The 18,870-nt window shown below is 65.5% G+C and carries 21 protein-coding genes; 9 read left to right on the top strand and 12 right to left on the bottom strand.

The window, feature by feature from the left end; genetic code table 11:
* Nucleotides 1–127 precede the first annotated feature (127 nt).
* Nucleotides 128–637, top strand: a complete 510-nt coding sequence (locus JJ918_RS11315) for a hypothetical protein (protein ID WP_291887205.1) — start codon at nt 128–130, stop codon at nt 635–637.
* 108 nt (nt 638–745) lie between these two features.
* On the opposite strand, the gene rlmN is transcribed toward JJ918_RS11315, so the two are convergent.
* On the bottom strand, nt 746–1,921 hold the full coding sequence (gene rlmN, locus JJ918_RS11310) for a 23S rRNA (adenine(2503)-C(2))-methyltransferase RlmN (RefSeq protein WP_291887202.1): 1,176 nt from the start codon (nt 1,919–1,921) through the stop codon (nt 746–748).
* A gap of 95 nt (nt 1,922–2,016) precedes the next feature.
* On the opposite strand from rlmN, the gene JJ918_RS11305 reads away from it, so the two are divergent.
* Nucleotides 2,017–2,760: a DUF6065 family protein gene (locus JJ918_RS11305; RefSeq protein ID WP_291887200.1), complete on the top strand. Its 744-nt coding sequence runs from the start codon at nt 2,017–2,019 to the stop codon at nt 2,758–2,760.
* A 195-nt stretch (nt 2,761–2,955) separates the two neighbouring features.
* On the opposite strand, the gene JJ918_RS11300 is transcribed toward JJ918_RS11305, so the two are convergent.
* The 3 genes from JJ918_RS11300 to JJ918_RS11290 form a co-directional block, all read right to left on the bottom strand.
* Nucleotides 2,956–3,477 carry an invasion associated locus B family protein gene (locus JJ918_RS11300; protein ID WP_291887197.1) on the bottom strand — a complete coding sequence of 174 codons (522 nt, stop codon included), beginning with the start codon at nt 3,475–3,477 and terminating at the stop codon, nt 2,956–2,958.
* Nucleotides 3,478–3,570: 93 nt separating this feature from the next.
* On the bottom strand, nt 3,571–4,092 hold the full coding sequence (locus tag JJ918_RS11295) for an RNA methyltransferase (RefSeq protein ID WP_291887194.1): 522 nt from the start codon (nt 4,090–4,092) through the stop codon (nt 3,571–3,573).
* Nucleotides 4,093–4,127: 35 nt separating this feature from the next.
* Nucleotides 4,128–4,991 carry an isoaspartyl peptidase/L-asparaginase family protein gene (locus JJ918_RS11290; protein WP_291887190.1) on the bottom strand — a complete coding sequence of 288 codons (864 nt, stop codon included), beginning with the start codon at nt 4,989–4,991 and terminating at the stop codon, nt 4,128–4,130.
* Nucleotides 4,992–5,141: 150 nt separating this feature from the next.
* On the opposite strand from JJ918_RS11290, the gene JJ918_RS11285 reads away from it, so the two are divergent.
* A complete protein-coding gene (locus JJ918_RS11285) occupies nt 5,142–5,924 on the top strand; it encodes an SDR family NAD(P)-dependent oxidoreductase (protein WP_291887188.1) in 783 nt (260 codons plus the stop codon).
* 77 nt (nt 5,925–6,001) lie between these two features.
* Here the strand turns inward: JJ918_RS11285 and JJ918_RS11280 are convergent, their stop codons facing one another.
* Nucleotides 6,002–6,529, bottom strand: coding sequence for a hypothetical protein (locus JJ918_RS11280; protein ID WP_291887185.1), 528 nt, complete (start codon nt 6,527–6,529; stop codon nt 6,002–6,004).
* A 147-nt stretch (nt 6,530–6,676) separates the two neighbouring features.
* Between JJ918_RS11280 and JJ918_RS11275 the strand changes: the two genes are divergently transcribed.
* The gene (locus JJ918_RS11275; RefSeq protein ID WP_291887182.1) at nt 6,677–7,030 is read left to right on the top strand and encodes a hypothetical protein; all 354 of its coding nucleotides are present in this window, start codon (nt 6,677–6,679) and stop codon (nt 7,028–7,030) included.
* 14 nt (nt 7,031–7,044) lie between these two features.
* Here JJ918_RS11275 and JJ918_RS11270 read toward each other — a convergent pair whose 3' ends face one another.
* The 3 genes from JJ918_RS11270 to dapF form a co-directional block, all read right to left on the bottom strand.
* Complete coding sequence (locus tag JJ918_RS11270) at nt 7,045–7,320, bottom strand: Usg family protein (RefSeq protein WP_291887179.1); 276 nt, start codon at nt 7,318–7,320, stop codon at nt 7,045–7,047.
* Between the two features lie 124 nt (nt 7,321–7,444).
* Nucleotides 7,445–8,740, bottom strand: a complete 1,296-nt coding sequence (locus JJ918_RS11265) for a tetratricopeptide repeat protein (RefSeq protein WP_291887177.1) — start codon at nt 8,738–8,740, stop codon at nt 7,445–7,447.
* A gap of 114 nt (nt 8,741–8,854) precedes the next feature.
* Nucleotides 8,855–9,679: a diaminopimelate epimerase gene (gene dapF / locus JJ918_RS11260; protein ID WP_291887175.1), complete on the bottom strand. Its 825-nt coding sequence runs from the start codon at nt 9,677–9,679 to the stop codon at nt 8,855–8,857.
* Between the two features lie 86 nt (nt 9,680–9,765).
* On the opposite strand from dapF, the gene JJ918_RS11255 reads away from it, so the two are divergent.
* Nucleotides 9,766–11,991: a prolyl oligopeptidase family serine peptidase gene (locus JJ918_RS11255; RefSeq protein ID WP_291887173.1), complete on the top strand. Its 2,226-nt coding sequence runs from the start codon at nt 9,766–9,768 to the stop codon at nt 11,989–11,991.
* 196 nt (nt 11,992–12,187) lie between these two features.
* On the opposite strand, the gene JJ918_RS11250 is transcribed toward JJ918_RS11255, so the two are convergent.
* The 4 genes from JJ918_RS11250 to JJ918_RS11235 are packed head-to-tail and all read right to left on the bottom strand — an operon-like array spanning nt 12,188 to nt 15,602.
* A complete protein-coding gene (locus JJ918_RS11250; protein WP_291887170.1) occupies nt 12,188–12,691 on the bottom strand; it encodes a hypothetical protein in 504 nt (167 codons plus the stop codon).
* 55 nt (nt 12,692–12,746) lie between these two features.
* Entirely contained in the window at nt 12,747–13,283 is a 537-nt protein-coding gene (locus tag JJ918_RS11245) for a DUF1254 domain-containing protein (RefSeq protein ID WP_291887167.1), read from the bottom strand.
* Complete coding sequence (locus JJ918_RS11240) at nt 13,283–13,855, bottom strand: DUF1214 domain-containing protein (RefSeq protein ID WP_291887164.1); 573 nt, start codon at nt 13,853–13,855, stop codon at nt 13,283–13,285. The genes JJ918_RS11245 and JJ918_RS11240 overlap by 1 nt, the downstream gene beginning before the upstream one ends.
* A 46-nt stretch (nt 13,856–13,901) precedes the next feature.
* On the bottom strand, nt 13,902–15,602 hold the full coding sequence (locus JJ918_RS11235; protein ID WP_291887162.1) for a hypothetical protein: 1,701 nt from the start codon (nt 15,600–15,602) through the stop codon (nt 13,902–13,904).
* Between the two features lie 168 nt (nt 15,603–15,770).
* On the opposite strand from JJ918_RS11235, the gene JJ918_RS11230 reads away from it, so the two are divergent.
* The 4 genes from JJ918_RS11230 (at nt 15,771) to JJ918_RS11215 (ending at nt 18,860) form a co-directional block, all read left to right on the top strand.
* Nucleotides 15,771–16,481, top strand: a complete 711-nt coding sequence (locus JJ918_RS11230) for a response regulator transcription factor (RefSeq protein WP_291887160.1) — start codon at nt 15,771–15,773, stop codon at nt 16,479–16,481.
* A gap of 22 nt (nt 16,482–16,503) precedes the next feature.
* A complete protein-coding gene (locus JJ918_RS11225) occupies nt 16,504–18,114 on the top strand; it encodes a stimulus-sensing domain-containing protein (RefSeq protein ID WP_291887157.1) in 1,611 nt (536 codons plus the stop codon).
* Between the two features lie 66 nt (nt 18,115–18,180).
* A complete protein-coding gene (locus JJ918_RS11220) occupies nt 18,181–18,588 on the top strand; it encodes a PTS sugar transporter subunit IIA (RefSeq protein WP_271187484.1) in 408 nt (135 codons plus the stop codon).
* Entirely contained in the window at nt 18,585–18,860 is a 276-nt protein-coding gene (locus tag JJ918_RS11215; RefSeq protein ID WP_271187485.1) for an HPr family phosphocarrier protein, read from the top strand. The genes JJ918_RS11220 and JJ918_RS11215 overlap by 4 nt, the downstream gene beginning before the upstream one ends.
* Nucleotides 18,861–18,870: the final 10 nt, after the last annotated feature.

Below are 18,870 nucleotides of genomic sequence, written 5' to 3'. Positions count from 1 at the left end.
CCACATTCTGCCTCGAAATGACCCCAACTGCGGCAGGAACCGATGTCCGGCGGCGGGCATTTCTCGGTCATTGGATACGGGTGAGCTGCCCAGGCAGCGCCCGAAAGCAACGGAAAGGAAATTTGCCATGAAAACGCTGCTGATGATTTCCGCCGCGACGCTGTTCGGTGCTTCCGCCGCGCTCGCTCAGGACAACCAGACCTTCATCACGCTGGACTCCAACCAGGACGGTGCGGTGTCCTTCGACGAAGCCGTGATCGCCGATCCGTCCCTGGACCGCGCGTCCTTTGACGAGCAGGACAGCGATGGCGACGGTTCGCTGAATGCCGCCGAGTTCGAAGCCTGGCTGGAAGGCCGCGCTGATGCGGAAGCCGGCGTCGAGGGCGATGTGGACAGCGATCCGGTTGAAGACAACCCGGTCTATGACGAGCCGCAGGACAGCTCGATCGAGTCCGAAGCCGGGATCGAGGCCGAAACGGGTCTGGAATCGGAAACCGAGATCGACCCGATGGAAGATCCGATGGACGACCCGCTCCAGGACCCCATCACCGACCCGGAAGTCGGCAATGAGGCCGAGCTGGGCGCCGATACCGATATCGATGCCGAAGGCTCGCTTGAAGATCCGATGCGCGGGTAATCCTCCCCGCTCCCGCCATCGATACCTGGAAACCCCGGTGCTCCCGCACCGGGGTTTTCTTTATCGGGCCGGGGTTTTCTTTATCGGGCCGGGGTTTTCTTTATGGCGTCAGCCCTCGCCCGACAGGCGCTGCTTTTTCAGCACGCTCGCCCGGATCTTCTCGCTTTCCGAGCGCAATTGTCCGCAGGCGGCGAAGATGTCGCGGCCGCGCGGGGTGCGGATCGGCGAGGCATAGCCGGCCCGGTTGACCACATCGGCAAAGGCCTCGATCTGGTCCCAGTCGGAGCACTCATACGGGCTGTTCGGCCAGGGGTTGAACGGGATCAGATTGATCTTCGCCGGTACGCCCTTCAGCAGTTTCACCAGAGCCCGCGCTTCGGCCAGGCTGTCATTGACGCCCTTGAGCATCACGTATTCGAACGTCACGCGCTTGGAATTGCCCAGGCCCGGATAGGCGCGGATCGCGTCCATCAGCTGGGCCAGCGGGTATTTCCTGTTCAGCGGCACCAGCTCGTTGCGCAGATCGTCATGGGTGGCGTGCAGCGAGATGGCGAGCATCGTGCCCGTCCGCTCGCCCAGCTCCTGGATCTTCGGCACCACGCCCGAGGTCGACACCGTCGTGCGCCGGCGGCCGATCGCCATGCCGTCACCATCGGAGATGATGTCGATCGCGTCGGAAACATGGTCGAGATTGTAGAGCGGCTCGCCCATGCCCATGAAGACGATATTGGTGATCTTGCGGTTCTCGTTCGAGGTCGGCCATTCGGCCAGGTCGTCGCGCGCGATCATCACCTGGGCGGCGATCTCGGCTGCGGTGAGATTGCGCACCAGCGCCTGGGTGCCGGTGTGGCAGAAGGTGCAGTTCAGCGTGCAGCCGACCTGGCTGGACACGCACAGCGCCCCCGAACGGGCCACGTCCGGGATGAAGACGGTCTCGCACTCCACGCCCGGCGCCAGCCGGATCAGGTATTTGCGCGTGCCGTCGACCGAGACGAGGCGTTCCACGATCTCCGGCCGGTGCAGTGTGAACTCCCGCGCCAGCACGGCGCGCAGGTCCTTGGAGACATTCGTCATCTCGTCAAACGAGGTGACGCCATAATGATAGATCCAGCGCCAGAGCTGGTCGGCGCGCATCTTGGCCTTCTTCTCGTCGACGCCCGCGCGCTCGATCAGCGCATCGCGCAATTGCGTGCGCGTCAGGCCGGCGAGCGAAAGCGGTCCGGCCGGCGCGGCAGGGCGGCGGGCGGCGGACAGGTCGAGGGAGTGGCTGGTCTGTATGTTCATGGCGGCGTCACATACAGGAAAACACTGCACTCCGCGAGGGGGCAGAACGCATGACGGGGTTGCGCCCGCGGGGCAGGCCGCGCTGTGATGGGGGGATGAAACTGATCTGCCATCCCCTCACCGCCGAAGTCCCGACAATCCGCCCGGCCGGAAGCCGGCGCGACTGGATGGACGCCACGCCGGAAAGCTCGGCCTATCGCTGCCTGCCGCTGGCGCTGGCCAATCAGCATGGCTGGGAGGTGTTCACCCCGACCGGCTTCACCGCGAGCTGGAATGGCGGCGAGCGGGTCGAGGATGTGACGGTACGCATGGACGACCCGCTGGCGATGGGAAAACCCGGCGCGCCGATGGCGAATTTCGGCTCGGGCATCCTGACCTTCGAGACCGGCTTTCTGCTGCGCACACCGCCCGGCTGGAATATCTGGGTGATGGGGCCGGTGAATACGCCCAAGGACGGGATCGCACCGCTCAATGGCGTGATCGAGACCGACTGGAGCCCCTATGCCTTCACCATGAACTGGCGCTTTACCCGGCCCGGCGAGGTGCGTTTCGAGGCGGACGAGGCGATTGCCCAGCTCTTTCCGGTGCGCCGCGACCTGTTCGACAAGATCGAGACCGAGATCCGCCCGCTCCATGCCGACCCGAAGACATTCGAACAGTTCGAGACCTGGCGGGTCAGCCGCGCCGATTTCGCCACCCGCCTGCGCGAGGGCGACAAGGACGCGGCCGAGCTGAAATGGCAGAAGGGCTATTATCGCGGCCTGATGCCCGACGGTTCGAAAGGCCCGCCGAGCCACAAGACCAAGCTGCGCCCGAAACCGTTCGGGGACGGGGAGTAGGACAAATTTCCTTTGTCATCCCGGCCGAATGCCCCGCGCAGGCGGGGCGTAGAGCCGGGACCCATACGCTGGCTTTCGGCCGGAAGCAGGCACGATATCGAGGCGGCTTGTCCGGCACCGCGATTATGGGTCCCGGACTTTCGCCCGGCCCAAGGCCGGGCATCCATCCGGGATGACAATGTTTTTGGAAACGAGTTACCCGCAGAGCGCTTCGACGCGTTGCAGGGCGGCCGTCACACCGGAGAGCGAGAATTCGTAGGCCGTGGCGACGCCGGCCGCGGTGGTCGCTGTCACCTGCATGGCGGAGCCGCGGCGCATCTGGCGCACCAGATCGCTCTCGTCGGACAGGTCGTCCAGGAAGGCTTCGCTGCCATCGGTGAAGGTGTCGAAGCGCGAGGAGCCGACCCGCACTTCCGGCGGGCTGGTGGGACGCAGATCATAGCCGGTCAGAAGGTTCGGCTGTTCGTTGACGGCGCCGTTCTGCCAGGAGGCGACGATGAAATACACCGTGCCATGGTCGAAGGTGCGCGGGGCGCTGTCGGTCGGACGGCTGAGCGCATAGCAGACCAGCCCGGACTCGGTCGGACGGGTGAAAACGCGCCAGTCGGAATATTCGCCGCGGAATTCCGGCTCGTCCTGGGCGAGGGCCGGGACGGCACTGGCGAAGGTGAGGGTCAGGGCGGCAAGGCAGGGTCGCAGGAACACGGTTGAGGTCATCCTCTGTTCGGTAGCCAATCGGACTGTGCGCGTCGAAACCGGTAAGGCGGCGAGGGTTAAATCCCCCCTAATCTGGCATGCCTGCGGCGGCGATCAACGATGCACGCCGAACTTCTTTTCCGCATTGTCGGTCGCGGTCTGCGGACCGCCCGGCATCAGCGGGCGTTCGGGAAAACCGCCGAAATTCAGCGTGCGGTCGTAGAGCGTGATCGCACAGGCGACCGAGACATTGACGCAGAATTTCGTCGGGATCTTGACGATGTGCTGACAGCGCGCCTGCATCTCCTCGGTCAGCGAGCCGCGCTCGCGCCCGAACACATAGGCCGCACACAACGGGTGGCGGAAGGCCGGCAGGTCGACGGCTTCGTCGGTCAGTTCGACGCCGACCAGCTGGCAATTGTCCGGCAGGGCCATGGCGTCGATATCGGCCCACTCGTAATAGGGCACATGGCTGACGGATTTGGCGGTGTCGGCCTGGTAGACATCGCGGACCCGGTGGCTGGCATTGACCGAAAAGGCAAAGCTGGCGCCGAAAGCGTGCGCCGTGCGCAGGATCGCACCGAGATTCATCGGTTTGGAAATGCCTTCCGCCCCGACCGCAAAATATCCGCGCATTCCCGCTCCTGCCCTGCTGCGTGATCCTTGGTCGCTCAGTCGACCTCTACAGTGATCCGCCCGTCCGGGTACACCGCGGCGCGCTTCATGCCGGGCGAGTTGAAGGGCTGGGCCAGATTGCCGTCTCGGTCGACGCAGATCACGCCGCCCTCGCCGCCGAGGCTGCCGACATCGCCGATCGCGCCGGCGGCGGCTTCGGCGAGCGTCTGGCCGCCATAGGCCATGCGGGCCGAGATATCCTTGGCGGTGGCCTGGCGCAGGAAGAATTCGCCCTGGCCGGTGCAGGAGACGGCAACATGCCCGTCGGCCCAGCAGCCGGCGCCCAGAATGGGGCTGTCGCCGACCCGGCCTTCCAGCTTGTTCAATGTGCCGCCGGTCGAGGTCGCGGCAGCGAGGCGTCCGGATGTGTCCAGAGCCACGCAGCCGACCGTGCCGGTCGCGATCTCGCGATCATCGGGGGCGGCTGCCGGGGTGTAGTAGTCATTGACGCTCTCCACCCGCTCGAGACCCTGCAGGCCGGCGAAGCGCTCCGCGCCGCGCCCGGCGAGCATGACATGCCGGGTCTCCTCCATCACGGCGCGCGCCGCATGGATCGGGCTGATGAAGCCGGTCAGGGCGGCAACCGACCCGGCGCGCCGGTCCGAGCCGTCCATGATGGCGGCGTCGAGCTCATAGCGGCCGGCCTGGTTGGGCGAGGCGCCCTTGCCCGCGACATAGAGGCCGGACGCCTCCAGCCGCCGCACGATCTCCGTCACCACGTCCAGCGCCGCATCGCCGGCTTCCAGCATCGCCTTGCCGGCCTCGGCCAGTTCGCGCATGTGGGTGCGTTCGGGATCATAGCTGCGCGGCGCAAGCACGCCGGCGCCGCCGTGCAGGAGAAGGGCGTAGGTCTGGCTCATCGGATCGTCCGTCGGTGGGGTTGCAGCGCTAGCTCTAGCACCGGGCAGCGGCCGCACCCAACCGGGATTTCCAGCCGCGACGATGCGGGCGATTTTCTTTTTTGTCCCGACGCGCTATGCCGCAGGGCAAGTCGATAAAGGGGAAGACAAATGAAAATTGACAATTCCATCGCTGCCATCGTCACCGGCGGTGCTTCCGGTCTCGGCGAAGGCACAGCCCGCCGCCTCGCTGCCGATGGCGCCAAGGTCGCCATTTTCGACATGAATGCCGAGAAGGGCGAAGCGGTCGCCAAGGAGATCGGCGGCGTGTTCTGCCAGGTCAATGTGGCCGAGGAAGACAGCGTCGATGCCGGTTTCGCCAAGGCACGCGAGGCTCATGGCCAGGAACGCGTGATGGTGAACTGCGCCGGGATCGGCTGGGCCGAGAAGACGGCACGCCGGTCCTCCTCGACCGGTGAAATCAGCGCTCACTCCGCCAAGGGCTTCCAGACCGTCATCGCGATCAACCTGGTCGGTTCCTTCCTGTGCGCCTCCAAGGCGGCTGCCGGCATGATGGCGCTCGATCCGGCGGGCGACAGCGGCCGCGGCGTGATCGTCAACACCGCTTCGGTTGCCGCGCAGGACGGCCAGATCGGTCAGCTGGCCTATTCTGCCTCCAAGGGCGGCATTTACGGCATGACCCTGCCGATGGCGCGCGACCTGGCCCGCGAAGGCATCCGCGTGAACACGATCCTGCCGGGCTTCTTCGAGACGCCGATCTATCAGCAGATGCCGCCGGAAGTGAAAACCTCCCTGGCCTCGCACCTGCAATTCCCGCAGCGCTTCGGCACGCCGGCCGAGTATGCCGATCTGGTCGCCTTCATGGTGACCAATGACTACATCAACGCCGAATGCGTCCGCCTCGACGCCGGCGCGCGCATGCCTCCGAAATAGGCATCGGGGCTTGTCCGAACGAAGAGGGCCGGCGCATGCGCCGGCCCTTTTGCTTTTTCTGTTCCTGTCCGCGCCGGTCAGCCCGGCTCGGGCCGGACGATGTCGTCGGACAGGTTGGCAATCACGTCGCGCGCGTCGAAAGCGCTGGGGTCGTCGGGCTTGGTGCCGCGTCCCAGGAAGATCTCGGCGCTCGCCTCATAGCGGGTGGTTTCGCGATAACGCGTGTCATCCCAGAACGGGTCCCGCCAGCCATGCCAGCCCCAGCGGGGATGGTAGTAGGAATAGTGCACCGGGAAGGCGGAATAATAGGACGAACTGAAACCGCTTGCCGTGACGCGCGTGTCCTCGTCGGTCGCGCGGGTGACCACGGTGAAATAGTCATACCCCTGTTCCACCGTCAGTTCGGCGGCGCGATACAGCAGGTAGGTCTCCACGGTTTCACGGTCGGTCAGCGAATTCCCTTCGAAGGAGAGCCGGAAACGGTTGGTCTCGATCTGCTGTTCTTCGAAGCCCCGGCGGCTGCCATCGGCGGCCTGGTACGGGGTGGGCGATGCACAGGCGGCCAGCATCGAAACGGCTGCCAGTGAAAATAGAACGCGCCTCATGTCGGGCTCCTTGGGACTCGTGTTACCCTCGCATTGTGGATTATGACGGGTCTGGCCGCGGTTGAAAGGGGCCGTATTGCAGTTCGGGCAAGAATTGATCGGCTTTTCGTGCGATGGCGGGCCGGTCGCAAAGGGGGATAAACCGGAATGACCGGTATCGTGCAGGGGGCAGGACTGGTTGCAGCGCTGTTGATGACGGCGCAATCGGACCCGGATCCCGAGGCCGTGCGCGGTGCGCTGGTCGAGGCCTGCGAGGCGGCCGGCGGATCGCCCGGCGCGTGTGCCTGCGTGGCCCGCGAGGCAAGCTCGCGCTTCAACGAGCGCCAGATGCGCGTGATCGTGGCGGCAATGCCGGACATGCAACGGGTCGGCGAGCCGCAGGCCCTGGCTGACGAGCTCGGCTTTTCCTTCGACCAGATCCTCAATCTGCGCCAGCGCGCCCTGCGGGCCGATACCGTGATCCGTTCGGCCTGCGGCGCGGGCCTGTCGCGCAAGGACTGAGCGGAGCGCGCCGCTCAGTTCAGCCGCATCTGACAGTCGGCAAACCGCCACTCGGCCGGCCGGATCAGGCCCTGATGGGCAATCCGCACGGTGTGGATGACGGCATCGATCTCGCTCTTCCAGAAATCGAGAAACCGGGTCAGGCGCGGATATTTCGGCGCCAGATCCTGGGTCTGCCACACAAAGGTCTGCAGCAGCGCCGGGTGGTCCGGCATGTAGTAGGTCACCTCGGCCGTCGTCAGCCTGAGGCCGCGGATCTGTTCCGCAAAATCGTGATCGACTTTCCTCATCATCTGTCTCCTTGCAGCGGTCGAGCCCTCAGGCTCCTGCCCCCCGCAACGAATCAAGATTATGAGAAACCGATGAATGAAAGCTGACCGCCGCCGGTGTGGAAGACGGTATGACGGACCGGCATCAGGGCAGGTCGATTTCCAGGATCACGGTCGCCGGCTGTTCGCCCTCCGGCCCTTCGCCGTCCGCCGGGAAGCGCGGCCAGGCCGCGTTCGCGACCAGCCAGGCCCGTCCGTCGGCCGGATCGATCAGGGTGGGTTCGGCCAGCTCGCCCGTCATGGCGGGGTGACCGCGCAGCAGGACCTCGGTACTGGCCACGGCATGACCGTCTGCATCCAGATCGATAGCCATGACCTGGTGCGGCCGGGTGCCGTTGCGCACGGCGAGGATGCGGCCGTCGCGGGTCTGGCGCAGCCCGTCGATACCGATCAGGCTTTCTCTCCCGCCCCGCACCAGGGAGACCGACCGGTCGCCCAGATCGATCCGCCACAGACCCATCGCATAGTCGGCGACATAAAGCGCACCCCGGGCCAGTGCGACCCCCTGCAGACTGACAAAGCGCGGATCCTCCGCCAGGACTTCCAGCTCGCCGGAGACGCTGTCGAGCACATAGACCCGCGGCGCCTGGCTATCGGAGGCATAGACAGTGCCGTCGCGCACGGTGAAGTCGGCGATCTGTACGGCATCGTCGATTTCGTAACGGCGATAGAGGTCGCCGGTGACCAGGTCGAAAGCAAACAGCGCGGTGCCGCCGGTCTCTCCGTCTTCCAGCGGCGTCTGTTCGATAGCCGCCGATCCGGCCCAGACGACACGGGTACGGTCATCGACCGCAAGGCCGAACACCGACCACAGCCCGTCCTCCCGGTCGGCGAAGACCTGGGGTTCGTCGCGGGCAAAGGGTTCCAGCAGCAGGATTTCCCGTCCGGTGACGGAGGAGACGAAGAGACGGTCGGTCTCGATATCGATCGCGACACCCTCGATCAGCGCGCCGGGCCGGTCGATCTCCGCGACGACTTCCGCCTGCCCGACCGGAGCGCTGTTGGCAGCGAGCTGGCCGGCGACGGCTTCGAAGCGCGCGGTATTGGCCGTGCGCAGCAGGTCTTCCAGAGGCTCCGGGTCAAATGCGATACCGGCCCGCGCCATGCGTTCCAGGGCCTGGAAACCGTCTTCGGGGTTTTCCGCCCTCAGGGCCACAATGGCGAGGCCGCGCAGGATGGCAGGGTGAGCCGGTTTGAGGTCGAGGGCGGCTTCCAGCAGGCGCCGAGCCGCTTCGTAATCCTCATTGCCAATAGCGGCGTTCGCCTCGGCGAACATCTGCTGAGCGAGTGTCTGCGGGGTGGTTTCGGACGCGCCGGACTGCGCTGCTGCCGGAGCGGCGAGCAGGGCGAGCGGCAGCGCAAGGCGCAGGATCGTGTTCATGGACATGTCCCCCATCTGTCCCCCCGAACCGTGTCACGATCACGGCATGAAGCGGGATATTATGGGAAATATCACCGGCGAAAAGGCGGCTTTGCGGTACAGGCTGCAGGCCAATCAGATCTTCAGGGCGAGATCGACCTCGCCCTCGTCTTCCACGGGGCCGGTCAGGATCACGTGATCGTCGGTGACGCGCCATTCCACATGCAGCTCGCCGCCATCGGCCATGATCGAGGCGGAACGCTCTGCCAGGCCGCGCCGGTGCGCAGCCACAAGCGCGGCGCAAGCGCCGGTCCCGCAGGCCGCGGTGATGCCGGCGCCGCGTTCCCAGACGCGCAGGCGGATATGGGTCTCGTCATAGATCTGGGCAAAGCCGGCATTGACGCGCTCGGGGAAGAGCGGGTCGTACTCCACTTCCGGCCCCAGCCGCGCGATCGGCAGGGTCTCGACATCGCTGACGAAGAAGACGGCGTGCGGATTGCCCATGCTCACCGCGCCCGGGCGCTCGATACGCACGCCGCCGGCTTCGGCGACATAGTCCAGCGCGACCGTGTCCATGTCGCGCGCCAGCGGAATGTCCTGCCAGTCCAGCCGCGGTTTGCCCATGTCGACGCTGACGGTCAGCGCACCGGCGCGCACCGCCTGCAGCAGGCCGCTGGCCGTACCGATGCTCACGGCAGGCCGCCCGCTTTCCTCCATCAGGAACCAGCCCGCCGCCCGCGTTCCATTGCCGCAGGCACCGACCTCGTCGCCATCGGCATTCCAGATCCGCATGAAGGCGTCTGCGCTGTCGCTGTGCTCAAGCACGAGCAGCTGATCGAAATGCAGATCGTGCGCCCACGCCCGCACGGTATTGCGGGACAGGCCGAGAAAGCCGGTATGCGCGCGCGCGTCCGCGAGTACGAACTTGTTGCCGGCACCATTCATCAGTCGCGCTTTCATGCTGTCCCGATAGCGCTGCGACGGCTTTACGTCCAGCACCAGTCCGGGCTTAACTGCGCCCGACAAAAGTCAAAGGGGTGACTGACATGACTTTGAAGAAGCAATTCTGGGTGTTGAGCGCGGGGGCGCTTGCGCTTGCCGCCTGCTCCCAGCCCGCGAGCGAAGAGAGCGATACCGTGACGACCCAGACACCGGAGACCACGAGCGAGCGCCAGATCGTCCAGATCGATCCGGAAAACGATCCGCGCGTCTGGCTCGAAGAGGTCGAGGGCGAACGGGCGCTGGAATGGGTCGAGGGCCAGAATGAGCGCACGTTCGATCGCCTGCGCGGCGATGCGCGTTATCAGGACCTCTATGACCAGGCGCTGGCGATCTACCAGAGCGAGGACCGGATTCCCTATGGCGCCTATTATGGCGGCTATGTCTGGAACTTCTGGCAGGATGCCGACAACACCCACGGCCTGTGGCGCCGCACCTCGCTGGCGAGCTATCTCTCCGAGACGCCGGAATGGGATGTGATCCTCGATCTCGACGCGCTGTCCGAAGCCGAGGACCGTAACTGGGTCTGGCGCGGCGCCAACTGCCTGGCACCGGACTATGACCGCTGCATGCTGACCCTGTCGGACGGCGGATCCGACGCAGCCGTGCGCCGTGAGTTCGACGTCTCCGATCGCGCCTTCGTCGAGGGCGGTTTCGAAACTCCGGACGCCAAGGGCGGTGTCAGCTGGGTCGACGAGAACACGCTGCTGGTCGGCCTGGCCACCAGCGAAGCCGACTCCACCGACAGCGGCTATCCCTCGGTCTCCTACCGCTGGGAACGTGGCACCGACCTGTCCGAAGCGACCGAGGTTGTGCGCGGCGATCGCGAGGATGTCGGCCTGTTTGCCTTCCGCACCGAGGACAGCGACGGCACCGTCTACATGATGGCCTCGGAAGCCGACACCTTCTACGACACGACCTGGTGGTATCTGCCGCTGGACAGCGATCCGGTGGCGCTGCCGATCCCGGCCAAGGCGGACATCCAGGACCTGTATCAGGGCGAGCTGGTCTTCTCGATCAATGAGGAATGGACGCCCGTCGAAGGCGGCGAGACCTATCCGCAGGGCGCACTGCTCTCCTTCACCATGGCCGATTTCGTCGCCAGCGGCGAACTGCCGGAGGTGAAGACGGTCTATGTTCCGGGTGCGCGTGAATCCATCGGCGGTGTCGGTGCGACGGCGTCGGCCCTCCTGGTGGCGATCGACGAGAATGTCGTCGGCGGCCTGGAAGCCTTCCACTTCGAGAACGGCAACTGGAGCTCGGACACGGTTCCGGTTCCGGACAATATGACGATCGGCCTGGGTTCGACGAATTCGAACGAGGATATCGCCTTCATGAATGCCGAAGGCTTCCTGACGCCGGACTCGCTCTACATGGTCAATGCGGCCGAGCTGACGGTCGAGCCGATCAAGTCGATCCCGGACCGGTTCGACACCGAAGGCCTGATTGTCGAGCAGCATGAGGCTGCCTCGACCGACGGGACGATGATCCCCTATTTCGTCGTGCGCCGTGAAGACGTGCCGATGGACGGTACGACGCCGACGCTCCTGTATGCCTATGGCGGATTCCAGGTCTCGATCCGTCCGAGCTATTCCGGCTCGCGCGGCCAGCTCTGGCTGGAAAACGGCGGTGCCTATGTCGTGGCGAATATCCGCGGCGGCGGCGAATTCGGTCCGGCCTGGCACCAGGCGGGCCTGAAGATGGATCGCCAGCGCATCTATGACGACCTGATTTCGGTCGCCGAGGACCTGAACGAGCGCGGTCTCACCAGCCCGCGGCATCTCGGCGTCTATGGCGGTTCGAATGGCGGCCTGCTGACCGGCGTGATGTACACCCAGCGCCCGGACCTGTGGAACGCCGTCGTTTCGGCCGTGCCGCTGCTGGACATGCTGCGCTTCAACCAGCTGCTGGCGGGCGCATCCTGGATGGGTGAATACGGCGATCCGTCGGATCCGGACGAGGGCGGCTTCCTGCGTTCGATCTCGCCCTATCACAATGTCGATGCGAACGGCGACTATCCGGAAATCTACCTCTACACCTCCACCAAGGATGACCGCGTGCATCCGGGCCACGCCCGCAAGTTCGCGCACCTTCTGGAGGAGCTGGGCCATGACTATCTCTACTACGAGAACACGGCCGGCGGTCACTCCGCTGCGGCCAATCTGGAAGAGACGGCCCGCCGCGACGCGCTGCTCTACACCTTCCTGATGCAGAAGCTGATGGATGATGTGGACCCGCTCGACGCCCGGGACGAGGCTCCGGCAGAGGAATAGCCGGGCCTCTTGGCAGCCGTATACAACAAACGAGCGTCATCCCCCGGGCCCTGCTTCGGCAGGGATCCGGGGGACCTCGGCTCGCACGGAAGCCGTTCTACGAGAAGAAATCCTCCGGCCTGTCGCGGAGGCGTTGGCTGAGGTCCCCCGGACAAGCCGGGGGATGACGGTCGCAATATGGCGATGGAACAGGCGCCTAGTCGAAGGCCGCCTCGACCGGCCAGTCCTCGTCGGCGGAGCGCCAGAGGATGGAGGCGATCTTCCATTCACCCTCGATCTTGAACAGGGTGATGAAATTCACCCCGGTCACGAAGACTTCGCCGGTTACACCGTTCACGCCCTCATAGGCCGAGCGCACATAGGCCAGTTCGCCATAGATTGTGGTCTCGGTGCGCGTGGGACGTTCGGTGAAACCGTTCTCCACCAGCCAGGGGCCGGAGCGCTCGATATAGTCGTCCAGCGTGATGACACGGCCGCGGCCCTGCCCGTCCTCGCCCGGTGAAACAGCGCCCATGGCAGCGCCGGGCAGGTACAGCTCACGCATGGCGTCGAAATCGCGCGACTGGCCGACAGGACCTGAAATCACGTCATACACCGCCTGAACGGTGGCCTCCACGTCGGCACGGTCATCGGCCTGGGCCGGTGCAATGACGATGGCGGCGGTGCTCGCGGCGAAAGCCGCGCGGATCAGATGTTTCATGAAACCTCCCCGGATTGACGCGGCAGAGTTTCACCGCTCCTGCCGCGAGGGCAAGTTACTCATCGGACAGGCGGGCGCAGGTGAAGCCCCGGCGTTCCGTCTCGGCGGCGGTCATATCCGTGTCCGCATCGATGACGCGGCGGTAGAGAATGAGGCCACGAGGGGTGGGGGCCACAATCGTGTGGGCGCCAGCAGGTGCGTCGCGCTCGAGGGCGTTGCCGGTCAGCACGATCCCGACAGGCGAGGCATCGCCATTCCGGTCGCTGAAAACGGCGAAATTATTGGTCCGGGCATCATAGAAGCTCACCGAGGCATAGTTGCCGTCGGCCGGCCAGGGTGCCTCGACGGCCACCGGCTCTTCCGAAACGTCATAGACGCACACAGAGTAGAGCATGTCCGGACTGGCGCGGACGATGGTCTGGTTGTCCTCGCGCAGGCGCGGTGCATGACGGACATCGCCCGCCTCGCTGCCCAGTGCACCGATCCGGTCCATCGCCTTGCCCATGATCACGCCGGGAATGGCGTTCAGCGCCAGCCAGAAACCGGCAATCGCGGCGACGACAAAGAGGCCGAGCGGAAGAAGCCAGCGCATCAGCTTGCCTCCCCGCAGCCGAGCCGCTCGATCTCCGGCAGGTCGAGCGTTTCAGGCGCTTCGAGAACCACCGGGTCGGGATGATAGAGACGCAGCGTGATCGAGAAGGCGCCGGACCGGCGGGTCGACAACCAGGGCGCGCCGTCCGGGCGCTGCGGGCCGGCGATGAAGGTCCAGTCTGTTTCGCCCAGATCGGTCCGGGTCAGGGCATGGGCCTCGTCGCCATTGACCGGCAGGAAGTTATCCTCGCCGTACAGGGTGAGACTCCACCAGCGTGTCGGCAGGGCGCCGCCGCTGACGCGGTACTCGCAGGTCTCGCGCAGGGTCCGGCCGTCACTGTCTTCGAATGCCATGAAGTAGACCGCCTCGGACCGGTTGAGGGCGAGCAGGCCACGGCGCGCGACGATGGCGCGGGTTGCCGGTCCGGCATCGCTGGCGCCGATCAGCGGGTTGGTCGCCCAGGGGCCGACGCGCGTGCCTCCGATCTCGAGCAGACCGAAGACCAGAAACACCGCGAGCGCGGCACCGGCGGCAAGGCCTGCAAGGACAAGAAGGAGCGAACGCCAGATCATGCGCTCACTTTAGGTGGGCATACCGCCTATTGGAAGCGGGTTCGTGTCAGGCCGCCTTGTCGGCCTGGGAGGCGAGTTGCTGCAACAGGCCGTGGATCGCCTTCAGCTTGGGGCGGCCGTCTTCGGTCTGGGCTTCGCTCAGCCCGGCGGCCGACTTGATCTGGCGCAGCGCGCGGGCCTGCGCATCGGTGGAGCACCGGCCGAGCGGCAGGGCGCCGCCGGTTGCCAGACGCAGCAGGGCCGACGCCTTGTCGAGAGCCGGACGATCACCGGCTTCGACCATGTTGAGGATCTTGCTCTGGTCGATGATCTTGACGCCGAGTTCGTCGAACTTCGCCGACAATTCCTGCTTGGCATCCTTGGGATAGGTTCCCTTGAGCACTTTTTTCTGGTGCGCGGCCAGGCGCGCCAGCCGTTCCAGCGGCTGAGCGCCACCGCGGATATAATAGCCGTCGGCCTCGGACGAACCGATGGTTGCCCGGACATAGCCGGCCAGCTTGCTCTTGTTGGCTTCGCCGACGAGGTTTTCCTCGAGCATGAGCAGGCGGCTGACCTCTTCGTCGATATCGGCCGAGTGCTTGAGCAGTTCGTCGATCACCTCCGGCTGCAGGAGGCGGGCCGAGCGCGCCGCGAACGTCTTGATCAGGCCGTCGGCCGGCAGCAGCGAGTCCGAGGAAATCACCAGGCGGCTCGCCAGATCGCGTGCCAGGCGGACTTCTTCGCGCACGCTCGTCGGGCGCAGGCGGGCCGGGCGTTCCAGCTCCTTGAGCAGGCATTGCGCGATCACCGCGCGGCAACTGTCGAATTCGCGTGAATGGGTCCATTTCGCCAGACGGCGGGCACAGTTCGGCGCCATGCGCAGCGCATCCGCCTTGCCGTCACCGTCGAACAGGCAGGTCAGCCGCTCGATGGTCTCGCCGAGATCCTTGCACTTGCCCAGCAGGGCTTCGCGTCCGGCGTCAAAGCTGATGACTTCCGAGACATAGCTGTCCACCTCGCCCAGGGCGAAGGCGCGTGCATCCTCGGCCTCGGGCAAGGTGTCGGCCATGTCGAGCAGGGCTTCCAGCTTGTCGCCATACTTGCGCTCGTGGCGCAGGCGGTCGGCCATCGCGGCGCGCAGCGTGTAGGCGCGCTTGTCGCCGGCGAAAATGCCGTTCGCAATGTCGGCGAATTTCGCCTTTTTGGGGTATTCCGGCAGCTTGGCGTCACGGGCATCCTTGTAGATGCGGCCCAGCGCCTTCTGCACCAGCTCGTTGAGCTGTTTGACCAGGGTCTGGACATTGGCGTCCTGGTCGCGGGCGCTGGCGACTGCCACTTTCTGCACCGCATGTTGCAGCTCGGTGCCCGAGGCTTCCAGGCTTTCCACGAGATCGGCGCGGTGCAGGAGCTCCATGGGCAGGGCCTGCATGCGTTCCAGCCAGCCGGTCAGCACCCGCTTGATCGTGTGCCGGGCGTGCGGCTTGGACAGATCGTCCGGCGTCAGGCACGGCAATTGTGCTTCATTGGTTTTTTCTTCAATGGCGCCGTAGGTCTCTGCCCCGCCCTCAAACACTGTCACCGAACGGAATTTGCGGGCGTCCTGGCAGAAGGTTTCCTTGCTCACCCGGGCAGAACCATCCTTGTTCTTGGCCAGCAAGGCATGGGCAAGCTTGAGGGCAGCGTCGCGGCTGTCATGCGCCTCGGCCAGGGCCCAGCCGGCCTTCCGGTTCTTCTTGAAGAAAACCTCGTAGTGGATGTCGCCCGGCATGTACCCAGCCCCTTTTAACGGCGGAATACTGTCGCAAGAGACTTAAAGCCCGGTGAACCATGGGGATAATTGGCGCTCGATGCTTGGCGCGATGTGCAGTGCGTGTCTATTGTCGCCACAAATTCAGGTTTCCATGGCGGCCTGGACATAACCGAGCCCGGAGACAGCATGGCTACGATTGCACTGGTCGACGACGACGAAAACATCATCACGTCGGTTTCCATCTTCCTCGAAGGCGAGGGCTATCACGTGCGCACCTATAATGACGGTGCGTCGGCACTGACCGCTTTGGCCGAGGATCCGCCGGATCTGGGTATTTTCGATATCAAGATGCCGCGTATGGACGGGCTGGAACTTCTGCGCCGCCTGCGCCAGTCCTCGAACATCCCGGTCATTTTCCTGACCTCCAAGGATGACGAGTTCGACGAGGCTCTGGGGCTCAATCTCGGCGCCGACGACTACATCACCAAGCCTTTCTCCCAGCGCCTCCTGGGCGAACGGGTCAAGGCGGTGCTGCGCCGGGCCCGGGCACAGGATGCGCCGGTCGGCAGTGGTCCGCTGGAACCGGGTGACAGCAAGCCGCTGGAACGCGGCAGCCTGGTGCTCGACCCCAATCGCCACGCTTGTTCCTGGGGCGGCGAGCCGGTGCGTCTGACGGTCACCGAATTCCTGATCCTGCAGGCCCTGGCGACGCGCCCGGGCTATGTGAAGAGCCGCGACAATCTGATGGACGCGGCCTATGACGATCAGGTCTATGTCGATGACCGGACGATCGACAGCCATATCAAGCGCATCCGCAAGAAATTCCGCGAAGTCGACAAGTCCTTCGACGCCATCGAGACCCTCTACGGGGTGGGTTACCGCTATAAGGAAGACTGACACGGCATCCTGGCGAAGCGGATTGCGCCGGGCCGGCACGGTCCTGCGCAATCTGACGCCGCGTCCCAGCTCGCGGCTGGCCCAGCTGATCCTTGTCGCCAATTTCGTGGCGCTGGGGGTACTGGTCGCCGGCATGCTGGCGCTGACCGAGACCCGCCGCGGCCTGGTCAACGCCAAGCTGGATTCGCTGCGGGCACAGGGTGAGCTGATCGCCAATGTCCTCGCCGAGGGTGCGTCCGACGGGGCGCCCGCGCCCGTGCTGCGCAATGACGATGCGCGGGCGATCCTGCGTCAGCTCTACGTGCCCGAAGAGTCGCGCGTGCTCGTTTTCGACAAGGGCGGGCAGATCGTTGCCGACAGCCATCTGCTGGCCGATGTGTTCGAGGAAACCGTGCTGCCGCCGCCCGGCCAGCCGCGTCCCGACCTCGCCAATACGGCGCGCAGCCTGCCCAGCCGCATCCTCGATACGGTGTCCAACCTGCTGCGCTCGCCCGAGGAGCGAGCTGCGCTCGACCGCGATCTGGGCGACGAGGTGCGCCAGGTCATCAATGGCGAGATCGTCGCCGGCGTACGGCGTGAAGCCGATGGCCGCCGCGTCGTGTCGGTGTCGATCCCGATCCAGCCTGTGCGCGCGGTCGTCGGTGTGGTGACCATCGAGAGCTATGATCTTGACCGCCTGATCGAGGCGGAACGGCGTGCGCTCCTGCCCTTCGTGCTGATTGCCGCCCTGGTGACGACGATGTCCTCGCTGGCGCTGACGGTCTTCATCGCCCGGCCCGTGCGGCGCCTGGCCCGCGCCGCGCGCGAGGCCCGGCGGGCCGGCGGACGCCGGGTGAAAATGCCCGACCTGCGCTCGCGCAATGACGAGATCGGCGAGCTTGGTGTTGCCCTTTCCGAGATGACCGAGGCGCTCTACGACCGGCTCGACGCGATCGAGAGTTTTGCCGCCGACGTGTCGCACGAGCTGAAAAACCCGCTGACTTCGATCCGCTCGGCTGCGGAAGTCCTGCCCAATGCGCGCGATGCGGAACGCCGCGACAAGCTTCTCGCCGTTATCCTCGCCGATGTGCGGCGGCTGGACCGGTTGATTTCGGATATCTCGCGGGCCTCGCGCGTCGATGCGGAACTGGCGCGCGAGGATGTCGGGCGGTTCGATCTGGCCGGCCTGCTGTCCGAGCTGGCGGACACCTATAACGCGATGGACGGGCGGCGCGCCGAGATCGTGATCGAGCGCAAGGTGCGCAACGGGATGGTTCTGGGCCGAGACGGACCGCTGGGCCAGGTTTTCCGCAATCTGCTCGACAATGCGATGACCTTCAGTCCCGAGGGCGGCAAGGTGTGGGTGCGGCTGGTGCGGGGGCATCGCAATGGCCGGCCCAGCCTTCTGGTGCAGGTCGATGATGAGGGGCCGGGCATTCCCGAGGCCAATCTGGAGACCGTCTTCCAGCGCTTCTACACCGAGCGCCCGCGCGGCGCGGCGTTCGGCACGCACTCCGGCCTGGGTCTGGCGATTGCACGCCAGATCGTCGAGGCGCATGGCGGCCGGATCACGGCCTCGAACCGCAAGGCCGAGGGGGGCGGGGTCGCCGGTGCACGCTTCACCGTGGAGCTTCCCGCAGCCACTGCCGACTGACAAATTGATCCGACCGTTGCAAAAAGACGCTTTCCCGCCGTTCCAAGGCACGGTTAGATATCCGTCATGATCGGAGTCGTCGTAGTCTCTCACGGCCGTCTGGCTGATGAATTCGTGGCCGCCACAGAGCACGTGGTGGGCCCCATGGATGCGCTTCTGGCTGTCTGCATCGGACCGGATGACGACATGGAAAAGCGCCGTGCCGACATTCGCGAGGCCATTGCCGACGCGGATCGCGGTGAAGGCGTGCTCGTGCTGACGGACATGTTCGGCGGCACTCCGTCCAATCTCGCCATCTCGCTGCTGGATCCGGGCAAGGTCGAGGTCATTGCCGGGGTCAACCTGCCGATGCTGATCAAGCTCGCCGAGGCCCGTTCGCGGGCCGATCTGGACAGTCTGGCCCGTATGGGCGAGGACGCCGGCAAGCGCTATATCGCGATCGCCTCGAACGTGCTGGAAGGGGCCGGCAAGTGACCCAGATTGCCCGGCGGGCCGTGATCCGCAATGCCCGCGGCCTGCATGCGCGAGCCGCTGCCAAATTCGTCGAGATGGCGCAGGGCTTCGACGCCGAGATCCATGTCTCGCGCGATGGCGAACGGGTGAATGCCGACTCCATCATGGAATTGCTGATGCTGGCGGCGGGCAAGGGGTCCGAGATCGGCATCGAGACGTCCGGTCCCGACGCGGAGAAGGCGGCGGACTCCCTGACCGAGCTGGTCGAGGCCGGTTTCCACGAAGAAGACTGACGCCGCTTCT

Origin of the sequence: Maricaulis sp., from assembly GCF_017642925.1 — a bacterium.
GTDB lineage: Bacteria > Pseudomonadota > Alphaproteobacteria > Caulobacterales > Maricaulaceae > Maricaulis.
The sequence above is the reverse complement of the archived record's forward strand: the minus strand, read 5'-3'. Positions and strand labels throughout refer to the sequence as shown.